Source organism: Bacteroidia bacterium, from assembly GCA_027493955.1.
Lineage (GTDB): Bacteria > Bacteroidota > Ignavibacteria > SZUA-365 > SZUA-365 > JAOSJT01.
In genome coordinates this window covers 3,891,132-3,914,788 of sequence record JAOSJT010000001.1, presented here as the reverse complement: position 1 = coordinate 3,914,788, position 23,657 = coordinate 3,891,132, and the positions used below count along the sequence as shown (strand labels likewise).

Annotated in this window: 21 protein-coding genes and 1 riboswitch; of the genes, 15 read left to right on the top strand and 6 right to left on the bottom strand. The window is 55.9% G+C overall.

The features are described from left to right. Positions 1–41 precede the first annotated feature (41 nt). Entirely contained in the window at positions 42–275 is a 234-nt protein-coding gene (locus tag M5R41_14960; GenBank protein MCZ7557696.1) for a hypothetical protein, read from the bottom strand. A 33-nt stretch (positions 276–308) separates the two neighbouring features. Beyond that, positions 309–498: riboswitch (cobalamin riboswitch) on the top strand. Between the two features lie 114 nt (positions 499–612). Here M5R41_14960 and M5R41_14955 point away from each other — a divergent pair. Together M5R41_14955 and M5R41_14950 are read left to right on the top strand one after the other, a co-directional pair. After that, a complete protein-coding gene (locus M5R41_14955) occupies positions 613–2,556 on the top strand; it encodes a TonB-dependent receptor (GenBank protein MCZ7557695.1) in 1,944 nt (647 codons plus the stop codon). A 15-nt stretch (positions 2,557–2,571) separates the two neighbouring features. Beyond that, positions 2,572–3,615, top strand: coding sequence for a YncE family protein (locus M5R41_14950; protein ID MCZ7557694.1), 1,044 nt, complete (start codon positions 2,572–2,574; stop codon positions 3,613–3,615). 57 nt (positions 3,616–3,672) lie between these two features. On the opposite strand, the gene M5R41_14945 is transcribed toward M5R41_14950, so the two are convergent. After that, on the bottom strand, positions 3,673–5,601 hold the full coding sequence (locus M5R41_14945; GenBank protein ID MCZ7557693.1) for a PBP1A family penicillin-binding protein: 1,929 nt from the start codon (positions 5,599–5,601) through the stop codon (positions 3,673–3,675). A gap of 254 nt (positions 5,602–5,855) precedes the next feature. Between M5R41_14945 and hypF the strand changes: the two genes are divergently transcribed. The 8 genes from hypF (at position 5,856) to guaD (ending at position 14,588) form a co-directional block, all read left to right on the top strand. Then, complete coding sequence (gene hypF / locus M5R41_14940; GenBank protein ID MCZ7557692.1) at positions 5,856–8,183, top strand: carbamoyltransferase HypF; 2,328 nt, start codon at positions 5,856–5,858, stop codon at positions 8,181–8,183. Between the two features lie 4 nt (positions 8,184–8,187). After that, complete coding sequence (locus M5R41_14935) at positions 8,188–8,457, top strand: HypC/HybG/HupF family hydrogenase formation chaperone (protein ID MCZ7557691.1); 270 nt, start codon at positions 8,188–8,190, stop codon at positions 8,455–8,457. Continuing rightward, positions 8,454–9,572: a hydrogenase formation protein HypD gene (gene hypD, locus M5R41_14930; protein MCZ7557690.1), complete on the top strand. Its 1,119-nt coding sequence runs from the start codon at positions 8,454–8,456 to the stop codon at positions 9,570–9,572. The genes M5R41_14935 and hypD overlap by 4 nt, the downstream gene beginning before the upstream one ends. Next, a complete protein-coding gene (gene hypE, locus M5R41_14925) occupies positions 9,569–10,579 on the top strand; it encodes a hydrogenase expression/formation protein HypE (protein ID MCZ7557689.1) in 1,011 nt (336 codons plus the stop codon). The genes hypD and hypE overlap by 4 nt, the downstream gene beginning before the upstream one ends. Before the next feature lie 147 nt (positions 10,580–10,726). Next, a complete protein-coding gene (locus tag M5R41_14920) occupies positions 10,727–12,034 on the top strand; it encodes a T9SS type A sorting domain-containing protein (protein MCZ7557688.1) in 1,308 nt (435 codons plus the stop codon). 73 nt (positions 12,035–12,107) lie between these two features. Continuing rightward, positions 12,108–12,569, top strand: coding sequence for a dUTP diphosphatase (gene dut, locus M5R41_14915; protein ID MCZ7557687.1), 462 nt, complete (start codon positions 12,108–12,110; stop codon positions 12,567–12,569). A 22-nt stretch (positions 12,570–12,591) separates the two neighbouring features. Then, a complete protein-coding gene (locus M5R41_14910; GenBank protein MCZ7557686.1) occupies positions 12,592–13,302 on the top strand; it encodes a sulfite exporter TauE/SafE family protein in 711 nt (236 codons plus the stop codon). Then, complete coding sequence (gene guaD / locus M5R41_14905; GenBank protein MCZ7557685.1) at positions 13,299–14,588, top strand: guanine deaminase; 1,290 nt, start codon at positions 13,299–13,301, stop codon at positions 14,586–14,588. The genes M5R41_14910 and guaD overlap by 4 nt, the downstream gene beginning before the upstream one ends. 18 nt (positions 14,589–14,606) lie before the next feature. Here the strand turns inward: guaD and hypB are convergent, their stop codons facing one another. Together hypB and hypA are read right to left on the bottom strand one after the other, a co-directional pair. Continuing rightward, positions 14,607–15,581, bottom strand: a complete 975-nt coding sequence (gene hypB, locus M5R41_14900; GenBank protein MCZ7557684.1) for a hydrogenase nickel incorporation protein HypB — start codon at positions 15,579–15,581, stop codon at positions 14,607–14,609. Positions 15,582–15,597: 16 nt separating this feature from the next. Then, positions 15,598–15,942, bottom strand: a complete 345-nt coding sequence (gene hypA, locus M5R41_14895; GenBank protein MCZ7557683.1) for a hydrogenase maturation nickel metallochaperone HypA — start codon at positions 15,940–15,942, stop codon at positions 15,598–15,600. 136 nt (positions 15,943–16,078) lie between these two features. On the opposite strand from hypA, the gene M5R41_14890 reads away from it, so the two are divergent. From M5R41_14890 to M5R41_14870, 5 genes are all read left to right on the top strand, one after another. Continuing rightward, positions 16,079–16,975 (top strand): DMT family transporter, encoded by an 897-nt coding sequence (locus M5R41_14890; GenBank protein MCZ7557682.1) that lies wholly within the window; start codon positions 16,079–16,081, stop codon positions 16,973–16,975. A 117-nt stretch (positions 16,976–17,092) separates the two neighbouring features. After that, positions 17,093–18,328: an ABC transporter permease gene (locus M5R41_14885; protein ID MCZ7557681.1), complete on the top strand. Its 1,236-nt coding sequence runs from the start codon at positions 17,093–17,095 to the stop codon at positions 18,326–18,328. A gap of 169 nt (positions 18,329–18,497) precedes the next feature. Then, positions 18,498–19,751 carry a peptidase T gene (gene pepT, locus M5R41_14880; GenBank protein MCZ7557680.1) on the top strand — a complete coding sequence of 418 codons (1,254 nt, stop codon included), beginning with the start codon at positions 18,498–18,500 and terminating at the stop codon, positions 19,749–19,751. A gap of 10 nt (positions 19,752–19,761) precedes the next feature. After that, on the top strand, positions 19,762–20,130 hold the full coding sequence (locus M5R41_14875; GenBank protein ID MCZ7557679.1) for a carboxymuconolactone decarboxylase family protein: 369 nt from the start codon (positions 19,762–19,764) through the stop codon (positions 20,128–20,130). Positions 20,131–20,333: 203 nt separating this feature from the next. Next, positions 20,334–21,770 carry a PQQ-dependent sugar dehydrogenase gene (locus M5R41_14870; protein ID MCZ7557678.1) on the top strand — a complete coding sequence of 479 codons (1,437 nt, stop codon included), beginning with the start codon at positions 20,334–20,336 and terminating at the stop codon, positions 21,768–21,770. Between the two features lie 164 nt (positions 21,771–21,934). On the opposite strand, the gene M5R41_14865 is transcribed toward M5R41_14870, so the two are convergent. Next, positions 21,935–22,096: a hypothetical protein gene (locus M5R41_14865; protein MCZ7557677.1), complete on the bottom strand. Its 162-nt coding sequence runs from the start codon at positions 22,094–22,096 to the stop codon at positions 21,935–21,937. A gap of 47 nt (positions 22,097–22,143) precedes the next feature. After that, the gene (locus tag M5R41_14860) at positions 22,144–22,986 is read right to left on the bottom strand and encodes a hypothetical protein (GenBank protein MCZ7557676.1); all 843 of its coding nucleotides are present in this window, start codon (positions 22,984–22,986) and stop codon (positions 22,144–22,146) included. Positions 22,987–23,657 lie beyond the last annotated feature (671 nt).

Below are 23,657 nucleotides of genomic sequence, written 5' to 3'. Positions count from 1 at the left end.
TTCGGGGATTGTGCCGGAGCCGTCTCGCCGCTGTATGACCTTCATGACGCACGGAACACATTCCTTGGAAAAATGCGGAGGTAGTGCCGGGTTGCTGAGATCACAAGGAAACTGCCTGCTGCAGCCACCGAAGAGCTGTTGAGCGCGTACGCTTGTTCATCCGTGATATCCACGTTTCCATCCTCATAATGGACCTCTGCGCAGATCAGCGTACCATCCGCGACATCCGTGTACGTATTCCCCGACGAATGCGGGTCGCAGTGCAAGTGTTGCATCTCACCTCCTGCCGCCGTAGGTTACCAAGGCGTTCTTTGACATGACGTTCTGGTTTCCTTGTTGGAACGAAAATGGGAATGCCGTGGGAATCGGCAACTGCCCCGCAACTGTAAGCAGCGCAAGCACGCGCAGCAACCACTGGGTTCACCCGGGAAGGAGTGCGTGCTGGTTCAGAAAACCGGGCTGCGAGTCAGGAGACCTGCCAGGACGTACGTTGCACTGAGCCTTCGTGGGTGAGGTTCGTGGTACTCCAGCGCACCATTGCATCTTGCCCCGTTGTCCATCGGACACGGGGATTTTTCATGCGCACCCCGCGGGCTCCTATTATCGGATATCATGGTCCTGCGGTTTTTTTTATCTCTTCTTCCCCTGCTTCTGCTCGCGTCTTCCGCCGGTGGGCAGACGCAGTACGTTTCCGACGACACGCTGAGCTTCGCGTACGACGAGATGGTGACGGTCACTGCGGCGCGGCTGCCGGTTTCCCTGTCGCACGCGCCCGCTTCCGTTGATGTGTTTGATGCCGCCAGCATCGCTTCCCTGCCGGTATCTACGCTCTCGGACATACTCTCCCTCACCCCGGGCACGATCATGCGCAGCTACGGTCCGTCAGGCAGTCTGCAATTGGCATCCATGCGCGGCATGGGCGCGGAGTACACATTGGTGTATCTGGATGGTATTCGCATCAACGACAGTCAGAACGCAACCGTAGACGTGGGACGACTCTCGTTGCGCGGCATCGAGCGTATCGAGGTTGTCCGCGGCGGTTTCGCTTCGCTCTACGGGAGCAACGCTCTGGGCGGTGTGGTGAACATCCTGTCCCGTCGCGATGCCCCGCCGCCGAATGTGCATCTCGGGCTCGGGTCTTTCGGATGGAAACTTGCTTCCGTAACGGCGGGAATTTCGGGACGGAGCGGCCGGCTTTCCGTGGATGCCGGCTATGAAGAAGCGGAGAACGACTATCCAGTGAATCCATCCTGGGGTGGCCCCACACTCTTCCGGGGTAATGCCTCGATGCAGCGGAGATCGATCGCCCTCGGGGGTACTCTGCTCCTGGGATCCGCAGTGCTGTCGGTGCAGGCGGATGCTTACGATACACGTGTCGGCGTTCCGGGCCCGTTGTTTTCGTCAGATCAGGGTCGCGCACGTCAGGACGACACCCAGCTGTTACTCTCCACGCGTCTCGCAATGAACGCCGGCGGCGGAACGCTGACGCTCGGTGTCGGTGGTCGCGCAGCCGGTCAGAATTACCGCGACCCCGCCGTGTCGCTGAACGGTCACGGTCTCGATGCACGGTATGATAACACACACGTTCTGGTGTCGGGAGGCTGGGACGGAAATGTGCATCGCGCAATACGCATAGCAGCAGGTGTGGAAGCGGGCCTCGACCATCTGCGCAGTGGTGAAGTTCCCGGTGATCCTGTCAGGCGTCAGCTCGCCGCATACGTTTCCGCTGAGTGCTTGCTCGCACCGGCAGGCCTTCCGCTGCATCTCTATCCCTCGTTACGGTTCGACGGTCTCTTCGACGATCCCGGACACCATCAGTGGAGCGCCTTCAGTCCCTCCCTCGGACTGCATTTTGCATTGCTCCCGGAGCGACTGGCCTTGCGACTCCGCGCTGCGGGAAACTTCACCGCCCCAACCTTCAATCAGCTGTACTGGGGAATGGGTGGGAACAACTCGCTCCGTCCGGAGCACGCGACGACGGTGGACGCGGGTCTGCACTTCAGGCATCCAGGCTTGCTGAGAGATTTTGACATAACGTTCTTCCATCACGACATCACCGATAAAATCGTCTGGATGCCCGGACTAGGGCTCTGGTGGTCCCCGCGCAACGTGCAGCACGTCGTATCGGAAGGCATCGAAGTACGCACGGACCTTGTATTGGCAGATGACGCCCTGACCCTGCGTCTGGGAGGACAGTGGATTTCCGCAGTGAAAGAAAATGCATCCTTTGCAGGTGATGCGACGCAGGGAAAACAGCTTGTATACGTACCGCGGTATAGTGGAACAGCGACGTTACTGGCGCGCCTGTCGGATCGTCTCACGTTTTCCATCACGCAGCGTGTGAACGATGTTCGTTATTACACCGAAACCAACGATGCGTCGCTACCCGCGCACGCGGTGCTGGATGTTTCCGCACAATTGCGACTGCCGCGGCCATTCGCCGAATGCACGCTCAAGACCGACGTACTCAACGCTCTGGATGCAGCCTATGAGGTCATCGCCTTTTATCCCATGCCCGGACGCACCGTACGCATCACACTCATCACTCAATTCTGATGTAATGGAACACCAATGATCAACCGACTGCTTTCCGTCTTTCTTCTCGGAATCCTCTTCGCGGCCTGTTCGGACGACAACGGCGCCAATCCCACACCCGTAGTGCCCACGGTACCCCGAGGAGTGTACATTGTTAATGAAGGGAATTTCATGCGTGGCAATGCTTCCCTGAGTTTCTTCGTTCCCGACTCGGCTGTCATGTTCAATAATGTCTTTCAGTCCGTCAATGGCCGTCCGCTTGGAGATGTCGGGAACAGCATCACCATGCACAAAGGGCGCGCATACATCGTCGTCAACAATTCGCACCGGATCGAAGTGATCGATCCTTCGACACATAAAAGTATCAAAAGCATCATCTGTCCTCCCGGTTCCAGCCCGAGAGCCATTGCCTTTGACGAAAGCGGTACGGGATACATCACCAACCTCTATGCGAACAGCGTTTCCGTGTATGACGATGAGAGCAACACCATCACAAAAAATATACCCGTTGGTCCGAATCCTGACGGCATCGCGGTGGCACTGGGCAATGTGTACGTAGCGAATTCCGGCTTCGGCGTGGCCAACACCGTGAGCATCATCAGCGTCGCCCGCAAGGAAGTGATTGCCACCGTGCACGTGGGAGACTATCCCACCGCCGTGATGAACATGCCGGGGGGCAGCGTCGGTGTGCTGTGTGCCGGTGCGTACAACGACTTCAACGATCCGAACGACGACACGCCCGCTTCGCTGATATTGATCGATCCCGTCACACGCGCTAAAGTGGATTCATTACCGCTTCCCGGTCACCCGATGCGCCTCATTATGGATGACCAGGGCTATGCCTACATACTGGAAGCAGGCGTCACGCGTATACATATGCCCACGAAGACCTTTGAACCCGGTTTCATTTCCGGATGGTTTTATTCGGCGATAGCGGATACGGTACACAACCGCCTGTATTTCACGAATGCCGCCGATTACGTTCAAGCGGGCTCTCTCGAGATCTATGACTACATGGGAACGAAGCGGGCTTCCCATCCGACTGGCATCATACCCGGCGCGATGGCGTTCACGAAATGAGGATATGACGATACTCGAAAGTGTCGCCCGCCACGTCCCTTTCGGCGGGCGATTTCTTTACCAGCCGAATAACCAGCCGCCGTGCTCGTTGCACACACCGGGCAACATAGCCGCATTCACCGGGCAGAGAACGGTTTCCGGACAATCCTCGTCGGCAAGCATGCCGCTCTGCCGGCAGAGCGGCATCACCGTGATCTCGCCCGGCGTGCTGAACGTTGTATCCGCCGGAGGATGCACACGGTCGGCAGCCGCCATCATCCTGCCCCAGATCGGCGCACACACACCGCCGCCGTAACGAAATGCGCCGGTGAGCTTACGCGCCGGATTGTCGAAGCCCACCCACACTGCCGTCGCATAACGGGGAGTGTATCCGACAAACCAGGCATCGGTGGATTGCTGTGTGGTGCCCGTTTTCCCGGCAGCGGGTCCATCGTAAAATCTTCGTACCGATCTGCCGGTGCCACTGTCCACCGCCGCTTGCAACGCGGTGGTCATGAGAAATGCCGTTGCGGAATCCAGGACTGTGGCAGTGTCGGGTCGCGCCCGAAACAGAACTCGCTTTTGCGCATCCTCGATACGCGAGATGGCGAACGGCGCTGCCCGAAGCCCACCCGCGGCGAACACCGAAAAGCCGGCTGCCATTTCGAGAGGAGACACCTCGCTCGTCCCGAGCGCCAGCGATGGATATTCCCGTAACTCGGAAGATATACCACAGCGGGCTGCGAACTGGGCGACTCGGGTAGGCGTTGTGAGCCGGGTCATGGCATGAGCGGCCACGAGATTCAGCGAATGCTGTATTCCATGAATCATCGGTACGGGCGCTCCGGTATAACTCCCGTCATCGTTGGATGGTCGCCATTCCCACCCCATTCCCGAATCCACGACGATGGGAACATCATCTATCGGCGTGGCCAATGTGTATCCTTCCTCCAAAAGTCCCGCGTAGAGAAATGGTTTAAACGAGGAGCCGGGCTGTCTCCTGATCTGTGATACATGATTGAGATCGCGACCGTTTGAAGCGGGATTACCGCCCACCATGGAAAGTATGGCCGCATTCCCCACGGAGATCGTCACCAAACCGACCTGGGCTTCCTTCATCGCTGAAGGCAGTTCACTCCATTGCGCTGACACCGAACGTTCCGCAATTTTCTGTAACGTCGGATCCAGTGTGGTAAAAATTCTGTACTGCCCGTTCTGCAAACTCCTGCCTTGCTGAGAAAGGATGGCTGTCGCTTCGCGACGCACATATTCGGCAAAGTGCGTGGCTGTCTCCTCGCGAAGATTCAGTCCGAGGCCTTCCCTTCTCGCTTGTTCGAATTCCTGCTTTGAAATGCGCTTGACTTCAACCAGGTTGTGCAATACCTCGTTTCTGCGTCGCAGTGCTCGATCCGGATGCTTCGCGGGATTATATCGGGAGGGAGCCTGCACAAGCCCGACCAGTGTCGCGGCTTGTGTCATGTTGAGATCGGCGGGATCTTTCTGAAAATATTCGCGGGCTGCAGCCCAGATGCCGTACGCGCCATTACCGAAATACACGGTATTGAGGTAGAGGAGCAGCAACTCATCCTTGCTGAATTTTTTCTCGAGCTGACGCGCAAGCTCGATTTCTTTCACTTTTCTGCTGACGCTACGCTCATGAGTAAGAAACAGATTCCTCGCCAATTGCATGGTAAGGGTGCTTCCGCCCTGCGTGTTGCCGGAAAGCGTTTCAAGTACGGCGCGACCGAGACCTTTGAGAGAGACTCCGTCGTGATTGTAGAAGTCCCTGTCCTCGGTCGCCAGCAGACAGCGGATGACCCATTTTGACACAGAGCCCGTACTTGGTAATTCCACACGCCGCTCGGAACCATAATAGGCGAGCAACGTACCGTCCCCTGCGAACACTGTGGAAGCATACGATAGTTGAATCGGCGGCAGTGCCTGACCGTGTAACGGCGGCGTGAAGAGAAGGCAACTCAGTAAGACGAAAGCGATTCGGACGACCATTACGAAATATCGTGATAGCGCGCACAAGCTTCAACACCCTCCGGATTGCCCTGTCGTCGCCACAGGAGAGCATGGTGTTTCCGAAAGAACAAGCAATCATACTGCCACGAGGTTGTCCGGTCGACACATGGAACGACGTCATGGGGGCAGCGACACGTGCGTCACAACGACACGACGCTGACCTTCCATACGGGACGAGCTCCGTAAGTCTTCAGCGACAAAGGTGATGACAGGGATTTTCGTATTTTTCAATGATGGATTCGATTGAATCACATACACGCAGCCATGGTATACGCGCAACCGTCTCCGGGATTGTGCAGGGCGTGGGTTTTCGTCCCTATGTCTACCGCCTCGCGTTGGATTGCGGATTGACGGGGAGCGTACGCAATACAGGACAAGGCGTACTTCTCGAGCTTTTCGGCGAGCGAGCGAGCGAATTCCTGAACCGTCTGCCGAAGGAAGCACCACCGCTCGTACTGATCACCGACATTGCTGTGGAGGAGTGCAACGCCGATACACCGACGGATTTCCGCATTCTGCAAAGTGACGGCGGTGTCGCCAAAACCGCGCTGATTCCGGCTGATGTTGCGCTCTGTGATGATTGCCGTCGTGAGTTACTTGACCCGCATGACCGCCGCTATCGCTACCCCTTCATCAATTGCACGAATTGCGGACCCCGCTACACCATCACCGCTGCCATACCCTACGACCGGCCGCAGACGTCCATGCGGGTGTTTCCCATGTGTACACTCTGCCTCGAAGAATACGAGAATCCGACGGACCGACGTTTCCATGCGCAGCCGAACGCCTGTCCCGAATGTGGGCCCTGGCTGCAGTATCGGACAGCGGAGGACGCGAGCGGGATGCATATCGGAGACGCGGCCTTCACAGCCGCTGTGCGCCTCCTCCGCGCCGGTGGCATACTCGCCGTGCGCGGACTCGGCGGCTATCATCTCGCGGTCGATGCGGCAAACGACACCGCAATCATGGAATTGCGCAAGCGTAAGCGCCGCTTCGAGAAACCGCTGGCGGTCATGTTTCGCGATCTCGATGAAGCAGCACGGCACTGCATCATTTCTCCTGTCGAAGCCCGGGCCCTGAAAGCGTCTCAACATCCCATCGTCATCCTGTCGCGCCGCCAGGGACACGGTATCGCTCCCGCGGTATCGTTGGACAATCCTACGATCGGGGTCATGCTCCCCTACACCCCGCTGCACGTCCTTCTCACGGAAGAGCTGCCCGCGCTCGTAATGTCCAGCGCCAATATCAGCGAGGAACCAATCTGCATCGCCGTTGCCGAAGCGGAGGCGCGCCTGGCAAATATCGCGGACGGCTTCCTGCATCACAATCGTGACATTCTGCAGCGATGCGATGATTCCGTTCTTCGCGTGATCAACAGCGAGACGCAGCTTGTCCGCAGAGCCCGAGGCTATGTACCGAGGCCCGTGCTGCTCCGGGACGCAGGCCCCGCAGTACTGGCCGTCGGTGCCGAATTGAAAAACACGCTCTGTCTCGCATCCTCCCGCGCGGCCATTGTAAGCCAGCATATCGGCGATCTTGAAAACCTGGAAGCGATCCATTTTTTCGAGGAGGCATTGGTCCATCTGCTTCGCGTCTTTGACATAGCTCCCGCAGCGATAGCGCATGACCTGCATCCGCATTATCTGGGCTCACAATGGGCTCGGCAGCCATTCACGCCGCAACTACGGGAACAATTCGCCGGATTACCCCGAATCGCTGTACAGCATCATCATGCGCATTTTGCTTCCTGCCTTGCGGAGAACGGTCACTCCGGACGGGCAATTGGCGTGATTCTCGATGGCACGGGCTACGGTACGGATGGCGAAAGCTGGGGAGGAGAGTTCCTGCTCGGTGATGTCCGGGAATTTCAGCGAAAGGCGCATTTTCATCCTCTGCCTATGCCGGGCGGGGATACGGCGGTGCGTGAGCCATGGCGCATGGCCTGGTCCGCGATGATAGAGGCAGGACTGCACCCGGAGAGAGATTTCGCGGCATTCAGTCAACGGCGAAGCGAATCGGAGCGCCAGGCGGTTCATTACGCTCTGGCAACCCAGACAAACACTCCGACCACTACCGGTTGCGGACGCCTGTTCGATGCCGTGGCATCGCTTATCGGCATTGCGGATACGGTGACCTTCGAAGCGCAAGCGGCAATCGCTCTTGAGCACGCCGCCGGCCGTTCATCGCGCGAAGCATACGGTTTCGATGTCGTTGAGAGCGAAACGTCGGGTATGCCGAATCAGCTTTCTTTTCTCCCCGCCATTCGGGAAATTGTTCAGGATGTGCACAACGGCGAATCCATTGCCGTGATGTCACGTCGTTTTCACAATACGGTGATACACGGTTGCGCCACGATGGTCCGCATGCTCGCCGAGGTGAACAACTGTTCCACCGTTGTACTTTCCGGCGGTGTTTTTCAAAACGGCCTCCTTCTCGAGGGGTTGGTCGAGATCCTTCGCAATGCGTCTCTCACTGTACTGACGCACCATCAGGTGCCCGCCAACGATGGCGGAATCTCGCTCGGACAAGCCGTGATTACCAGAACTCTTTTGCAAGGTTGACGATATGTGTTTAGCTGTTCCCGCCCGCATTTGCGAACTCCGTCCGGACAACATGGCCGTTGTCGATATTCAGGGCACACAACGCGAAATCAGTTTGATGGTGCTTGACGGCGAAGCGGCAGTGGGTGACTATGTACTCATTCACGTGGGTTATGCGATCGAGCGCATCGACGAGGAGGAAGCATTGCGTACACTCGAGCTCTTCGCGGACTTGTCGCTGACGGACGAGGCCTTTGGGTCCGCCTCCCCTCCGCTCACGGAGGATGACGTATGAGTGTGCTCGCCTCTTTTCGCGACAGCAGTCGTGCCGCACCCCTGCTTGAACGCATCCGTGCACGCGAGACTGGCCCCGTTGCACTGATGGAATTCTGCGGCGGTCACACGGTCGCCATTTTTCGCAGCGGGATTCGCTCCGTCCTCCCGGAACACATCCGAATGCTCTCCGGCCCGGGATGTCCCGTATGCGTGACCTCGAACATGGATCTCGACCGAGCCGCAGCGCTGGCGAAACTTCCCGGTGTGATACTCACCACCTACGGTGATATGTTGAAAGTGCCTGGCAGCCGTGAATCTCTGGCGCAGGTGCGCGCGCAGGGCTACCCTGTCGAAATCGTGTACTCCACTCTGGACGCGCTGCGTCTCGCGGGGCAGCATCCCGATAAGCAGATCGTTTTTTTTGCCATTGGCTTTGAGACGACCGCTCCCGCCGCCGCCGCCGCCGTGCTGCAGGCACGCGCACGCGGACTGAAGAATTTTTCAATCTGTTCCGTCATGAAGCTCACCATCCCGGGTGCCCGTGCGCTTCTGGATATGGGAGAAGTGAGAGTACAGGGTGTGATCGGCCCCGGACATGTTTCGTCCATTATCGGCGCGGATGCCTGGCGCTTTCTGCCCGATGTCTACCGGGTTCCTGTGGCCATTAGCGGTTTTGAGCCACTGGATATTCTCGCCTCCATCGATGCGCTGCTCGCCATGCTGGAGAAGGGAAATGCCGATCTGGCGAATCTCTACAGCCGCATCGTCAAGCCCGGCGGAAACACGAAGGCTTGGGGCGCGGTAACGGAGGTCTTCGAAACCTGCGCTTCCTCCTGGCGCGGCTTCGGCAACATCCCGGACAGTGGACTGGCGCTCAGACCGCAGTATGCGGAATACGACGCTGAGCACCGTTTCCCCATCGACATCCCCGACAGCGTTGAACATCCTGCATGCCGCTGCGGAGAAGTGCTCCGCGGCGTGATCGAACCAGTGGACTGCAAAGTGTTCGGGACAGCCTGCACTCCGGAGCAGCCCCTCGGTCCCTGCATGGTGTCCAGCGAAGGAAGCTGCGCGGCCTACTACAATTTTCACCAGTCTACGCATACCAAGACACGGCACGCGACAGAGCAATGAAGCACACACACATTCTCCTCGCTCATGGCAGCGGCGGCGCCATGATGCACGATCTGATCAACGACCTCTTTCTCCCCGCTTTCGACAACGCCGAACTGCGCAAAGGTAACGATCAGGCAGTCTTCGAAAAACAGGACGGACGACTTGCGTTCACCACGGATTCCTATGTCGTTCAGCCGCTGTTCTTTCCCGGTGGCTGCATCGGGGATCTCGCCGTACATGGCACTATCAACGACCTCGCTGTGGGCGGGGCAATGCCTCTAGGCCTCAGCGTCGGTATGATCATCGAGGAAGGGCTGGAGATCGATACTCTCAGACGTATCGTACAGGCCATGCACACTGCGGCACGGGACGCCGGGGTTCCTATTGTCACCGGTGACACCAAAGTGGTCGAACGTGGCGGGTGCGACAAGCTGTTCATCAATACAGCCGGTATCGGCGTCATCCCCGACGGCGTACACATCGACGGCGGTAGCGCCAGGCCGGGTGACGCCATCCTGTTGTCCGGGCGCATCGGCGAGCATGGAATCGCGGTCATGTCCGAACGCCGCGGTGTGCGCTTCTCCACTCCGGTTGTGACGGACAGTAAGCCATTGCATCGTCTGGTGCAGCGTATGCTTGCTGTCTGTCCCGACATCCGCGTCATGCGCGATCCAACACGCGGTGGACTCGGAGCAACACTGAACGAGATTGCGTCTCAATCTACTGTGGGTATTGAGATCAATGAAGAAGCACTACCCATCACTGCCGAAGTACAGGGTGCCTGCGACCTGCTGGGACTCGATCCGCTCTACCTCGCCAACGAGGGCGCCCTGGTGGCCTTTGTACCCGAGACCTGCGCCGACGCTCTGCTCCACGCGATGCGTGCCATGCCTGAAGGTGAATACGCTTGCCATATCGGCAACACTATCGCAGACATGCCCGGATTGGTACGAATGAAAACCGGAATCGGCGGTACACGGGTTATTGCTATGCCATCAGGAGAGATGCTGCCGCGAATTTGTTGATCTCGACACAGGTTCATCCGAATTGCATTGACAGGAAGGATTTTCTTCGTTACATTTCCGCACTGATCTTGTCTGAACCTATTCCACATACTTGTGCGCGCTCGATACGCGAATATGTCTGAACAGCAACGGAGGAGTGATTATCTCATGAAATGGCATCTGTGTATATTTTCCATTCTCCTGTTTCCGATGCTCGCATCGGCGCAAGATGAAGCGGCCATTGAAGCGGCCCGTCAAATCCCCCTGAATTCACCCTTCGAACAACTCGCTGGTCAGCTGCTGAAAACAGCGAACGTACCGCACTCGATTTGCCCGAAATTTCTCTACTATCAGAACGGCCTCAATCCCAGCTACGCGTACCTGAACGAGACTCTGCCGTTTTCCTCTGAATGGGCGATGAAGATTCCCATTCCGACGTCAACGCAGGCATCCGTTTGTACAGTATGGACACAGATGGTGGATTTTGAATTGCTGAACACGACACTGTTCGACAAGGACACGATTCGCTTTTATGTGCGGAATGCCAACGCTCCCTTTACGGTCTTGTACTCCACGTGGTTCATCGCGCGTCAGGGTGAGAATCGCGGCGTGGTCGAAGTCGAGCAACCGCTCGTTCCTCCCTTCGTTCGTCCCGTGATATCGCCGGCGCGGGACATACTCGTCGGCTACAAAGTGGTTGGCGATAGTGGCCATGTCGTGAAGTGGCGCTTTACGACACCCGCTCTTTTTTCGAATCCTCCGATGACCTTCAAAGTCACTCCTTCGGGGCTTATCCCGGCATCCACTGCTGTCGGCCAGAGCGTCGACTGGATCAACGAAGCGCAAATCTGCTGCAACAAATGGGTCCCGGTTGAGCTTTCAGCATTCAATGCCCGGGTGGAGAATGACGTCGTCCTTCTTCGTTGGCGCACGGAAACGGAAACCAACAATTATCATTTCCAGATCGAACGAGCGCTCACACCCGATGGTCCGTGGGAATCCCGTGCCTTCGTGCCGGGCTTCGGCACAACAACGCAGCCGAGAGACTATGAGCACCGGGACCGCTTCTCGCTAGCCGACTTCGCGGGTCATACGCCCGTGTTCTGGTATCGCCTCCGACAACATGACTTTGACGGAACCGTCTCTGTGTTTCCCCCGATACAGGTCCTTCTCACGGATCTGTCTCCTCTGGGATTCGAGCTTATGCCGGTGTACCCGAATCCGCTGCTCGCGTCCTCCTCGCAACTCGCCCGCATTCGCTACCGGGTACCGGAGGAACAGCATGTACGCATCAGTGTGCATGACATGCTCGGACGTGAACTTGCCGTCGTGACAAACAACATCCATCCGGCCGGCATGTACGAAGGATCATGGGCACCGTTGACGGAGCAAGGTGCGCTCAACAGCGGGACGTACATCATCCGAATGAGCAGTGGTGGCACCGTGCTCACCACCAACGTGTCCGTGGTGCATTGACTTCCGAACCCATCCCGATAATCCGTATTTTTGAGGGTCGGCATGTGCCGGCCCTTTGTCATTCAATTTCGTCATGGAAAAAAATATCATATCAATACCAGTCACCCGCCTGCGTCCGGGTTATGACGACATCCCGTTGCCGGAATATGCCACACCCCATGCCGCCGGTGCGGATCTCCGCGCCGCCATAGATGCTGACATCGAACTGGCACCGGGTGGTATCATCGCGGTACCGACGAATCTCGCTATCGAACTCCCGCCGCATCTCGAAGCCCAGGTCCGCCCCCGAAGCGGACTCGCGCTCAAGCACGGTATCATTCTCCCGAACAGTCCAGGCACCATTGATGCCGATTATCGCGGCGAGATCAAGGTCATCATGTCCAACATCGGCACGGATCCCTACGTCATTCGACGTGGCGAACGCATCGCGCAGCTGATCATCGCCCCGGTCTTCCACGTCGAGTGGAAGGAGACACACACGCTTTCCGAGACCGATCGTGGCAGCGGCGGTTTCGGACACAGCGGCACACACTGAATCGCTTACACAGTATGCACAAATGAACGAGAGCCTCTGGATACTCGCCGGAACCGCCGCCTCCATCGGTTTCATCCATACCATCATCGGTCCCGACCACTACCTTCCATTCATCATGATGGCCAAGGCCCGTGGCTGGTCGCGCTCCCGCACGATGATGATAACTCTGGTCTGCGGGCTTGGCCATGTGTTCGGATCCGTTATTCTCGGTGTCGTAGGCATCGCTTTCGGAATTGCCTTGCAGCAGCTTGAACTCATCGAGGGTGTGCGAGGCAGCATCGCTGCCTGGGCGCTGATTTCCTTCGGGATTCTGTATGCGCTTTGGGGCCTCCGCAAGGCGTGGCACACGGAAGCCCACGTACACGAGCACACACACGACGACGGCGTTGCTCATTCACACACCCATGTGCACTTGTTCGGTTCCGGCGCGCATTCGGTGATCCATCACAAGGAGACCACGTTCTGGGCGTTGTTCGTCGTGTTCATACTCGGACCGTGTGAACCACTTATCCCCATCCTGATGTATCCTGCCGCGACACACAGTATACCTGCGATGCTCCTCATCGCATCGGTATTTGGCGTTGTCACCATTGCCACGATGCTGATAATGGTATCGCTTGTATCCGCGGGTATCGAACGCATCCCCCTTCGTGGTCTGATACGCTATACACACGCCATCGCGGGAGGGACCATAGCCCTCTCGGGTCTGGCGATTCAATTGCTCGGGTTATGATTCGCACGCCGTTTGTACTCAGAGGTGCGGCGGCGAATCCGCGCGGGTCCAGAGAAATGGACTTCTGGCCCGACGCAACGATCGCCGTTGATGAAAAGGGGATAATTCGCTACGCCGGAAAAGCCGCCGCGTTGCCCGAACAGTGGCAGCCTGTCGCTCAGCAGCGTGTCGGGGGCGTGCTTTTTCCCGGTTTCATCGACGCGCATGTGCATCTCCCGCAATTGGACTGCCGTGGCCGCTTTGGTACGTCGCTTCTGAACTGGCTCCACGATTTCATCTATCCGGCCGAATCTCTCTTCGAGGACGACGCGGTTGCGCGTGATGTCGCGCGACGTTTTTTTCAGGCGCTGACCGATGCGGGTACCTCCACAGCGATGGTATTTTGCACTTCTCACAGCCGCGCAACGGACATCGCGTTCGAAGAGGCGGAAGCAAGCGGATTACGCGTCATCATGGGCAATACATTGATGGATCGCGGTGCACCTGAGCAATTGTGCGTACCCGCGATGCAGGCGATGATCGAAACCGAGAGACTGATCGAGCGTTGGCACCGCGCTACTCCCCTGCTGCATTTTGCCGTCAGTCCCCGATTCGCCCCGGCATGCAGTTCGGAATTGCTCCGTCAGGCTGGAGTGTTGGCTGCGAAATATGATCTCCACATTCAAACGCATTTCAATGAATCCCTTCAGGAAATCACGTCTGTACGCGCGATATTTCCGCAGACCGCACATTACGCTGCTGTTTACCACGAAGCCGGCATTCTTGCTTCGAAAACCGTACTCGGACATAGCGTCCACACCAGCGATTCCGAGATGACGCTCCTCGCGGAATCGGGAACAGCCGTCGCGCATTGTCCTGACTCCAACCTGTTCCTCGGCAGCGGACGTTTTCCTCTGGAACTTCACGAGCAGTATGGTATCCGTGTCGCGCTTGCGTCCGATGTCGGCGCCGGTACGACACTGAACATGCTTTCGGTCATGCGCTCCATGTGTCATGTGCAGGGTCGCAGCTTACACCCCCTCCTTCCGCTCTTTCTCGCGACGCTGGGTGGCGCACAGGCCCTGAATTTACAGGATGAAACCGGCTCACTGACGCCGGGGAAAAGCGCGGATATCATCGTCATTCCCTTTCCCGGAAATTCCCTGGATAGTAGTGAACTTCGCAGCCTGACAGCAGTGGACCTCGCTTCCACGCTCGTCTACACGACGTCGTGCGAACGCGTACTCCGTCACTGGGTGGGCGGAAGAGAACTCCCCGTCACAGCTGCGACAAGCACCCGGCAATAATCCCCGAAGTCCGCACCTTCAGTGCTTCTTCGCAGTCGTCAGCCAGGAAATCCAGTCCTCGAAGCCTTCTCCCGTTTTTACCGACAATTCAATGAAATGCAGATTGGGATTGACCTGTAATGCGTAGTCCTTCGCCTTCTCCAGATCAAAATCGAGATAGGGAAGAAGGTCAATCTTATTGATCACGCAGAGCTGTGAGCTTCGGAACATATTCGGATACTTCTGTGGCTTATCCTCACCCTCGGTCACACTCATAATCACAACCCGGGTCTCCTCACCCAAGTCAAACAGAGAGGGACAGACAAGATTCCCCACATTTTCGATCATCAGCAGCGATCCCTCGATGGGTTGGAGCTTGTCCATTGCCCTATGCACCATGTCCGCATCGAGATGGCAGCCGTTGCCGGTATTGACCTGCACCACAGGAGCACCGGCTTCACGGATGCGGTTGGCATCATTCATCGTTTGCTGATCACCCTCGATCACCGCCAGGGGAATACGGCCGGCGAGTTCGCGGATCGTGCGTTCAAGCAAACTGGTTTTTCCTGATCCGGGCGAGGAAACCAGATTCAGTGCTCGGATGAATTTTGCTTCAAAATACCCGCGATTGCGCTCGGCGCGGATGTTGTTCTTTGCAAGGATGTCGGTCTCGACGACAATACTCCGATATCCGGAGGGGTTGTGCGTGTGCGTATGGGATTCCCCGTGCCGATGTTCGTGCTCATGCGGATGTCCATGATCGTGGGTATGGTGATCATGCGTATGATCTTGCGCTTCTCCGTGCGCATGGGTATGTCCGTGGTCATGCGTGTGCGGATGTACATGGACATGTGCGTGTGCATGGGCTACGCCCTGATCATGTGTGTGCGTGTCGGAGTGCGTGTGCGTATGGGGGTGCGCGTGTGTATGTTCATGTTCGTGCGCATGCATTTCCTCTGGTGTACGAATTGTCACTGCATCATCGGGTTGGGTACAGCCGCAAGTATCACACATGGTGGCAAGACTCCTGTCATTCGCTGAAAAGTAGGGAAGAAACGCGGAGTTCCTCTCCGCTGATGATCGATGAACGCAGCTCGCCGCAGGCGGGACAGGGAGAGAACTGATCCTCAACCGGAAACTCGAAATTGCAGCCCTCACAACGCGCACGACCTGCAACGCTCTGTATGCGGATCTCGGCACCCTCGAGCACCGTACCGCGGCAGACGACATCCATCGCGAACATCAGTGCCTCGATTTCAATACCGGAGAGTGTACCTATCTGAAGCTCTATCGCGGAAAACAAGGGAACGTTTTCTCGACCCGCATAATCTCTCGCGATATCGACGATGCTTTCAGCTATGGATACTTCGTGCATTGAGCGTACTCCGCGTAGTCACCTGGTCATACTGCACATAAGCGGTATGACCAGGAAAGGTACGAAAAATCCCGACGCTGCGATACGGTGCAGCGCGCACGCAGCGCGGGCAACGCAATTTTCGTACATTTGCACTATGAACGGGAGAAAGACACCCACAGATTATCGCACGCATCTTGCATTGCTGTTTGTGCAAATCACCTTCGGCGGTTTCAGTGTCGTAGGCAAGTATGCGCTCACGCACATCGAACCGCTCGCGATGGCATCCATGCGTGTATTGTTCGCTGGTCCCGTTCTTCTGCTCATCGCGCTGAAGCATGATCGTGCACTCCCTGCTGTCAAAGAAATTCCGCAGCTCGCGCTTCTGGGCTTTTTCGGTGTCTTCATCAATCAAGTCCTCTTCATCATCGGGCTGAACTACACCAGCGCGATCAACGCAGCCATTCTCATGCCGTCTATTCCGGTGTTTACGACGGCCATTGCACTGTTGATGCGCATCGAGCGCCTCACCAAAACACGCATCGCTGGTATCGCAGCGGCGGTGATTGGAGCCTTGATCATCCTGAATATCGGCAATCTTACCTTCAGCGGTGATGCCGCCCTCGGAAACTTGCTCATCCTCATCAATTGCGCGAGCTATGCATTGTTCCTGGTTCTGGCGCGTCCTGTACTGCTGCGCATCCCTCCACTCACTGTCACGGCCTGGTCCTTTCTGTTCGGTGGTGTGGGCGTTGTCGCTCTGGGATTCGAGGATTTCATCACAACACCGTTCATGACGCTTCCGTCTGAGGTGTGGCTGTCCATCGCCTATATCCTTCTCCTGCCCACGCTGATAAATTACGTTCTCAATGTCTGGGCGGTAAAGCGCTCTTCCTCCTCACTGGTGGCGGCGTATACGACACTGCAGCCGGTGGTTGCCACCATTCTTGCGATTCTCTTGCTCGGAGAGTACTTCGGCATTCGGGAAATGGCCGGATTCGCCTTGATTGTTCTCGGACTGGTATGGACGAGCACGACACCCGTCCGCAAATAAACAGGACTCTTCAGTCTTTTCTGTTGAAACCTTGCCCTGCGCGGTGCGTACCGCAGTGAATGCGGGGAAACATGATTTCCGCTATATTACCCTACGATTCATTCCGGTTATGAGAGTATGCGAACCGTAAACATTACTGAAAGTATCGCCATGGCCATGGGAGCACTCAAGGCGAACAAGCTCCGCGCTATGCTGACACTCCTCGGCGTCGTGATAGGTGTCTTTTCCTTCATCGGTGTGATGACGGGAATAAGCGTGTTGCAGGATTCAATCGAATCGAGTTTCGATGTGCTCGGATCGAATACCCTGAACATACAAAAATATCCACCCATACACGGGGGACCCGATTCCCGGATGAAGTACCGCAATCGCAAAGATATAACCATCGACCAGGGAATGTACCTCAGACGTAATGCGAGACTGGCAGAGCACGTCAACATTCAGGCCAATGTCATGGGCGGGACTGTTCAATTCGGCAACCGGAAGACTAATCCCAATGTGCAGGTCATCGGCGCTACGCCGGAAATGGTCTATACGCACAACCGGGAGGTCTCCGAGGGCCGTATGTTCTCTGAACAGGAACTCGAGTATGCGCGGAATGTCGTGGTACTCGGCGCTGAAATTGTTCGCTTCCTTTTTCCAAATGAATACCCTGTTGGCAAACGTGTGCGCGTAAACGGTATTCCCTTGACTGTCGTCGGTGTCATCGCAAAGAAAGGCGGCCTCTTCGGAGGAGGCGCCGATAATTTCATCATCCTTCCCTTATCAAGCTTCACGAACATCTTCGGCGATGCCCGCTGGGTAGCGCTGCAGGTCAAGGCGGCGGATAAAGATACCTACGATGCGATGGTGGATGAAACGATAGGCCTGATGCGTACCGTCCGCCGCGTCCCTCCCGGCGAGGAGAACGACTTCGAAGTTGTCTCCAACGAATCCCTTATCGGTGAAGTCAACAATCTTACCTTCATGATTCGGGTAGGTACAGGAGCGGTATCCGCAATCGCCCTTCTCGCTGCGGGAATCGGTATCATGAACATCATGCTCGTTTCGGTGTCGGAACGAACCCGCGAAATTGGCATCCGAAAGGCGATAGGTGCGACCCGACGCACTATCCTGACGCAGTTCCTCATCGAAGCGGTGGTGATCTGCCAAATAGGCGGTCTGATCGGAATCATCATGGGGCTTGGAGGTGGCAATATCCTCGCGCTTATGCTGGAAATTCCTCCAGTACTTCCTGTCGGCTGGGCCGCGCTGGGAGTGCTTGTCACAAGCATTATCGGTATCGTTTTTGGCGTGTACCCCGCGTGGAAAGCGTCGAATCTCGATCCCATCGAGGCGCTCCGATATGAATAATTACCCCGCGTGCGATGTCCCGACAGCCATTCTCCTGTACGGCTCATGAAATGTTCCTGGAGACCCGGAGGGATTTCGGAGAACCTGCATCCCCGGGCACAGAAGCGCGAGATGTACCGACTTTTATTGAACAGAAAAACGTCCTTTATCACTTTGTAAGGCGACCGTCATGATTCCTTCCGATTATCATTACACCTGTGTCGACAGATTTCTCAAATATGTGACGTATGATACGCAGTCCGATGAGAACTCCGAGACCTTTCCAAGCACTGAAAAGCAAAAGGTTCTCGCGGCCGAACTCGTGGAGGAGCTGAAGGCTATGGGTCTCCACGACGCTGAAATGGATACGTACGGTTACGTCATGGCGACCATCCCCGCCAATACAGACAAGCCTGATGTTCCGGTTGTTGGTTTCATTGCGCACATGGATACCTCGCCTGATGTCAGTGGCGCAAACGTCAAACCTGTACTCCACCATGGCTATGGCGGTGGCGACATCGTTCTCCCGGCCGATCCCTCCATTGTCATAACCGTTGCCGACAACCCACACCTCAGCACCAAGCTCGGTGAGACCATCATCACCGCTGATGGCACGACGCTACTGGGTGCGGACAACAAATGCGGCATCGCCGAGATTTTTGACGCGGCATATTTTCTGCTCACGCATCCCGAAGTCAAACACGGTACTGTACGCATCTGCATTACCCCCGACGAGGAGATCGGCCAGGGAACAAAGTACTTCGACGTGCAGAAATTTGGCGCCACGTACGCATACACCGTCGACGGTGAACAGCTTGGCTCGATCGAGAATGAGACCTTCTGCGCTGATAGTCTTACCGTGACCTTCAAAGGTGTCAGCATCCATCCTGGTTTTGCCAAGGGGAAACTTGTCAACGCGGTAAAAATGGCGTCGCGTTTCATTGAAATGCTGCCGAAGGAGTCGCTCTCTCCCGAGACTACGGAACTGAAACAAGGGTACGTCCACCCTCATGGGATTTCCGGCGGTATCGAGCAGTGCACGATAAAATTCCTGTTGCGCGCCTTTACAACTGAGGAGCTGCGCGATCAGGAGGCGTTCCTTCGCTCCCTCGTCGGACAGACACTCACTGAGTTCCCGAAAGGAGACGCGACCGTAACTGTTGATGAATCCTACAGAAACATGCGCTATGTTCTCGACGAACATCCGCAGGTTCTTGCCTACGCAAAGGAGGCGATGGAGCGTATCGGCCTCGTCCCCGAGATCGGGAGCATCCGTGGCGGTACGGACGGTGCCCGCCTCTCATACATGGGTCTCCCATGCCCGAATATTTTTGCCGGCGAGCACAGTTTCCACAGCAAACGCGAATGGGTAAGCGTGCAAGATATGGAAAAGGCGGTTCAGACCATCGTCGCCATTGCCGCGTTGTTTGAAGAAAAGGCATGAGATTATGGCGATGAGTAAATCAATCGCTGAAACCCGTCTCTACCGTAGCGAGATGAATGAGCGTATCCTGTCCGCGGGATTGAAGGAATTCAACCGCTTTTTCGCGCTCGATACCGCTGCTTATCGCGAGGGGGCTTTGCCGGTTCTGACGAAGGAACTGATGGGGTTGGTTGCTTCCATGGTGCTTCGCTGCAATGATTGCATCTTTTACCATCTTGATCGTTGTGTCACAGAAGGCGCAACGAAGGATCAAGTTCTTGAGGCGATGAACATCGCGCTCGTCGTTGGCGGAAGCATCGTGATCCCGCATCTGCGCTATGCAATGGAAGTGCTGGATCAGCTATACGCTGACTCTGTTTCTACCGACAACCAAAGTTGAGCGCACCTCATTTTTCTCTTTACTTTCGCTGCAAAATGTCGTAGATTTCATGTGCCAATAGCTCTAATCTCGGCCCTCCCTACCGGGATTAGAATAAACGCTTGGTATCTCCCCCGTTCCCCGCGGGGGAGTTTTTTTTGAACCCTTCCTGTAATCAGGCTGTTGTTCAGGTATCCGCATCACCATCATATCCCGAGGATGCCATGAAGTATCTGATCTATACATTTTGCTCATTCGTGCTATTCGCCATGTCGGCATATTCACAGATCGAGCTTCAAAACGCCTTTCCCGCTCTCTCCTTCAACCGACCTGTCGATCTGCAACATCCGGGTGACGGCTCAAATCGGCTTTTCGTGGTCGAGCAAGCCGGGAGAATCTTCGTTTTTGAGAACCAGCCCGCAGTCGCAAATACCGTTCTCTACCTCGATATACGGAACCGTGTCAACAGCAGCGGTAACGAAGAAGGATTGCTGGGACTTGCATTTCATCCTTCATTTGCTACGAACGGCTTCTTTTACGTCAATTATACCGCAAGCTCACCGCGAAGAACTGTTATCTCCCGTTTCCAGCGATCCGCTTCTGATCCGAACAGCGCGGATCCGTCCAGCGAAGAAGTAATTCTCGAGTTCGCTCAACCGTTCAGCAATCATAATGGCGGCCAAATTGCTTTCGGACCGGATGGATTTCTCTATATCGCGACGGGTGATGGCGGCTCGGGAGGTGATCCCCAGAACAATAGTCAGAACCGCGCGAACCTGCTAGGAAAAATTCTTCGTATCGATGTCGACACCCCGTCCGGCGGAAAACAATACGGTATACCTGAGGACAATCCCTATAAAAACAATGACGCTGGTTTCCGGGAAGAAATATGGGCCTACGGTTTACGCAACCCATGGCGCTTCAGTTTTGACCCATCAACCGATAGGTTGTGGACCGCCGATGTCGGTCAGAATCGCTTCGAGGAAATCGATATTGTTGTCAAAGGAGGGAATTACGGGTGGCGGATCATGGAAGGCTTTTCGTGCTTTAATCCCGCCTCAGGGTGCGACACAACCGGTCTCATTCCCCCCGTGCATGTATACGAGCGCACCCTTGGCGTTTCTGTGACCGGCGGACATGTGTATCGCGGCAGCAATGTACCCACTCTGCAAGGACAGTACCTTTATGCAGATTTTGTCTCCGGTCGGCTCTGGGGCCTTACGTACGACGGACCCGGCAAGGTGAAAAACACTCTTCTGTTGGAAACAGGTCAGAACATCTCTTCATTCGGTGTAGATCAGTCCAAGGAATTATACATCTGTACCTTCAGCGGCGCAATTTTCAAATTCAAACCGCTCGTCAACGCCATCCAGGCCTCCCGATTGCCCGACAACGCGGCTCTCGACATTCACCCCTCTCCGCTGCGGAAATCCAATTCCAGCCCGGTGACAATCCAGGTGGCAATTCCACAGAATGTCGACCTGCGACTCACATTGCACGACACCTTGGGCAGGAGACTTATGACAATAGCCGAAGGAAATTATACAGGCGGGAGACACACATATCGTATCGACGGATCCACGTTGCACGCTGGGCTGTATTTCGTAAGCCTTCAACTCCCGGATACGCGTGTAGTGCGGAAATTTCTTGTCCTTGATTGATTCCGGACCATCGAATACGATTTTCGTGGATACGCGCGAGCGGAGTCAGAACCCGACCGTACAGCACAGCCCTCAACCGCGCTGTACAACGCACAGAATATCTTCACGACCACAGAAAGCCAGAGCGCCATCCGCAGTCTGCATGGAATGCCTTGGGGATTGACTCAGACGCCGTCTTTCGGGCGTTTACTGCCGTTATTCTCGATATAGATGTCGAGTGCTCTTGTCACCCTGCCGGCAACGCGAACGAGCAGAACAAATCCATATACGGCAAAGATCAGCGTGAGAACGCTGAAAGCGAGAGTAGTGATTTCGTTGAGTGACATGGTACTCTAGATGAAAGTGATTCCTTCATTCGATAGTAGGAAACTTCTCACTCTCTATCAAACCCGCTTCCGTGGCCTTGAAGTGCTGCATCGGTGTCTATCAAGGTCGCAATCCAGGCTTGTGCGGCTCGAATGCCGTCAATCGCCGCAGAGGTTATACCGCCGGCGTAACCGGCACCTTCACCAATCGGGTACAAATTGGCATGGGTGGGTGATGTGAGGGTTTCGGTATCCCGCTCAATCCGGTAGGGTGATGATGTCCTGCTTTCGATGCCGAAAAGCTGTGCAGTAGGACCGGTGGAGAATCCCGGCATTTTTCGTTCGAACGTCAAAAATCCCCGCCGCAAGCCATCACTGATAAACGAGGGCAATAGTGTGTGCAATGGTGATGACAAGACCGGATTCAGACTCGAACTGTCTGTCAACGAGCTGCTACGGGTGCCCTGGATGAAGTCCCGGAGGCGTTGAGCAGGCAGGACATACGCACTGCCTTTCGCGTTCACACTGCTCCGAAAAACCTCCTCCAGATCTCGTTGCAGAGTCAGGCCGCCGTCCAATCCTCCGTATCCGATTCTTTCAAGATCTTCCGAACGTACGTTGACCACAATTGCAGCGTTTGAAAATCGTCCGCTCTTCAAATAATTACTCATTCCATTTGTAACGACTCCATCGCTTGCTGTGCTTGCATTGAGAACATAGCCGCCGGGACACATGCAGAACGAATATACTGCCCTGGCTTCTTCCTTCCAGGTTTTTGCAAGTTTATACTGTGCCGTTTCGATTCCGGGATAGCGCCGCTCATACCCATCACCGTACTGCGTTCTGTTTATCTGCTCGGCCGGGTGCTCCACGCGTAGGCCCATCGCAAAATCCTTGCCGCTGATTTCCACACCTCTCTCCCTGAGCATCGTGTAGACCGACCGCGCAGAATGTCCCGTGGCCAGAAAAAGCGCGTCCAATGAGATGCTCTGTCCATCGTGCGAACCGACAGCAAGAATGCGATTTCCGGAATCAGCGGAATAATCGACAAAGCGCGTATTGTACAAGAGCTTGACGCCCTGACTTTGCATCCAATCGAGCATCCGTGTGATACACTGACGAATCTTATTGGAACCCAGATGTGGATTGTACAGATAGCGAATGGATTCGGGTGCGCCATGATCCACAAAAGTCCGCATAACAAAGGAAATGAAGGGAGAGCGTATACGGGTTATCAACTTTCCGTCACTGTACGTTCCTGCTCCTCCGGCACCGAAACAGATGTTTGACCATGGATGAAGCTCTCCCAGCTTCATGAACCGCGCCATATCCCGCACGCGATCTCGCATAGGTGGCCCCTGCTCCAGAACCGTGGTCTGAAACCCATGGAGGTGGAGCCAAAGAGCGCTGAATAATCCTCCCGGTCCGGTGCCAATTACCACTGGCCGCAGAGAAGCCGGCGTGCACGCTTTGCCAAGCGCAGCCCTCTGCCGCTGCACCGCTGCATGGATCGATTCGGACGGATCCGTCACATCCGTTGATATCGAATAGAGTACGCGGATATTTCGTGCGTGGCGGGCAT

Coding starts and splice junctions, on each gene's coding strand:
- M5R41_14960 (MCZ7557696.1), bottom strand. CDS start 275: ATGCAACACTTGCACTGCGACCCGCATTCGTCGGGGAATACGTACACG.
- hypB (MCZ7557684.1), bottom strand. CDS start 15,581: ATGTGTGATACTTGCGGCTGTACCCAACCCGATGATGCAGTGACAATT.
- M5R41_14875 (MCZ7557679.1), top strand. CDS start 19,762: ATGAGTAAATCAATCGCTGAAACCCGTCTCTACCGTAGCGAGATGAAT.
- M5R41_14885 (MCZ7557681.1), top strand. CDS start 17,093: ATGCGAACCGTAAACATTACTGAAAGTATCGCCATGGCCATGGGAGCA.
- M5R41_14920 (MCZ7557688.1), top strand. CDS start 10,727: ATGAAATGGCATCTGTGTATATTTTCCATTCTCCTGTTTCCGATGCTC.
- M5R41_14890 (MCZ7557682.1), top strand. CDS start 16,079: ATGAACGGGAGAAAGACACCCACAGATTATCGCACGCATCTTGCATTG.
- M5R41_14955 (MCZ7557695.1), top strand. CDS start 613: ATGGTCCTGCGGTTTTTTTTATCTCTTCTTCCCCTGCTTCTGCTCGCG.
- M5R41_14935 (MCZ7557691.1), top strand. CDS start 8,188: ATGTGTTTAGCTGTTCCCGCCCGCATTTGCGAACTCCGTCCGGACAAC.
- pepT (MCZ7557680.1), top strand. CDS start 18,498: ATGATTCCTTCCGATTATCATTACACCTGTGTCGACAGATTTCTCAAA.
- M5R41_14865 (MCZ7557677.1), bottom strand. CDS start 22,096: ATGTCACTCAACGAAATCACTACTCTCGCTTTCAGCGTTCTCACGCTG.
- hypA (MCZ7557683.1), bottom strand. CDS start 15,942: ATGCACGAAGTATCCATAGCTGAAAGCATCGTCGATATCGCGAGAGAT.
- M5R41_14945 (MCZ7557693.1), bottom strand. CDS start 5,601: ATGGTCGTCCGAATCGCTTTCGTCTTACTGAGTTGCCTTCTCTTCACG.
- guaD (MCZ7557685.1), top strand. CDS start 13,299: ATGATTCGCACGCCGTTTGTACTCAGAGGTGCGGCGGCGAATCCGCGC.
- M5R41_14950 (MCZ7557694.1), top strand. CDS start 2,572: ATGATCAACCGACTGCTTTCCGTCTTTCTTCTCGGAATCCTCTTCGCG.
- M5R41_14870 (MCZ7557678.1), top strand. CDS start 20,334: ATGAAGTATCTGATCTATACATTTTGCTCATTCGTGCTATTCGCCATG.
- dut (MCZ7557687.1), top strand. CDS start 12,108: ATGGAAAAAAATATCATATCAATACCAGTCACCCGCCTGCGTCCGGGT.
- hypD (MCZ7557690.1), top strand. CDS start 8,454: ATGAGTGTGCTCGCCTCTTTTCGCGACAGCAGTCGTGCCGCACCCCTG.
- hypF (MCZ7557692.1), top strand. CDS start 5,856: ATGGATTCGATTGAATCACATACACGCAGCCATGGTATACGCGCAACC.
- M5R41_14910 (MCZ7557686.1), top strand. CDS start 12,592: ATGAACGAGAGCCTCTGGATACTCGCCGGAACCGCCGCCTCCATCGGT.
- hypE (MCZ7557689.1), top strand. CDS start 9,569: ATGAAGCACACACACATTCTCCTCGCTCATGGCAGCGGCGGCGCCATG.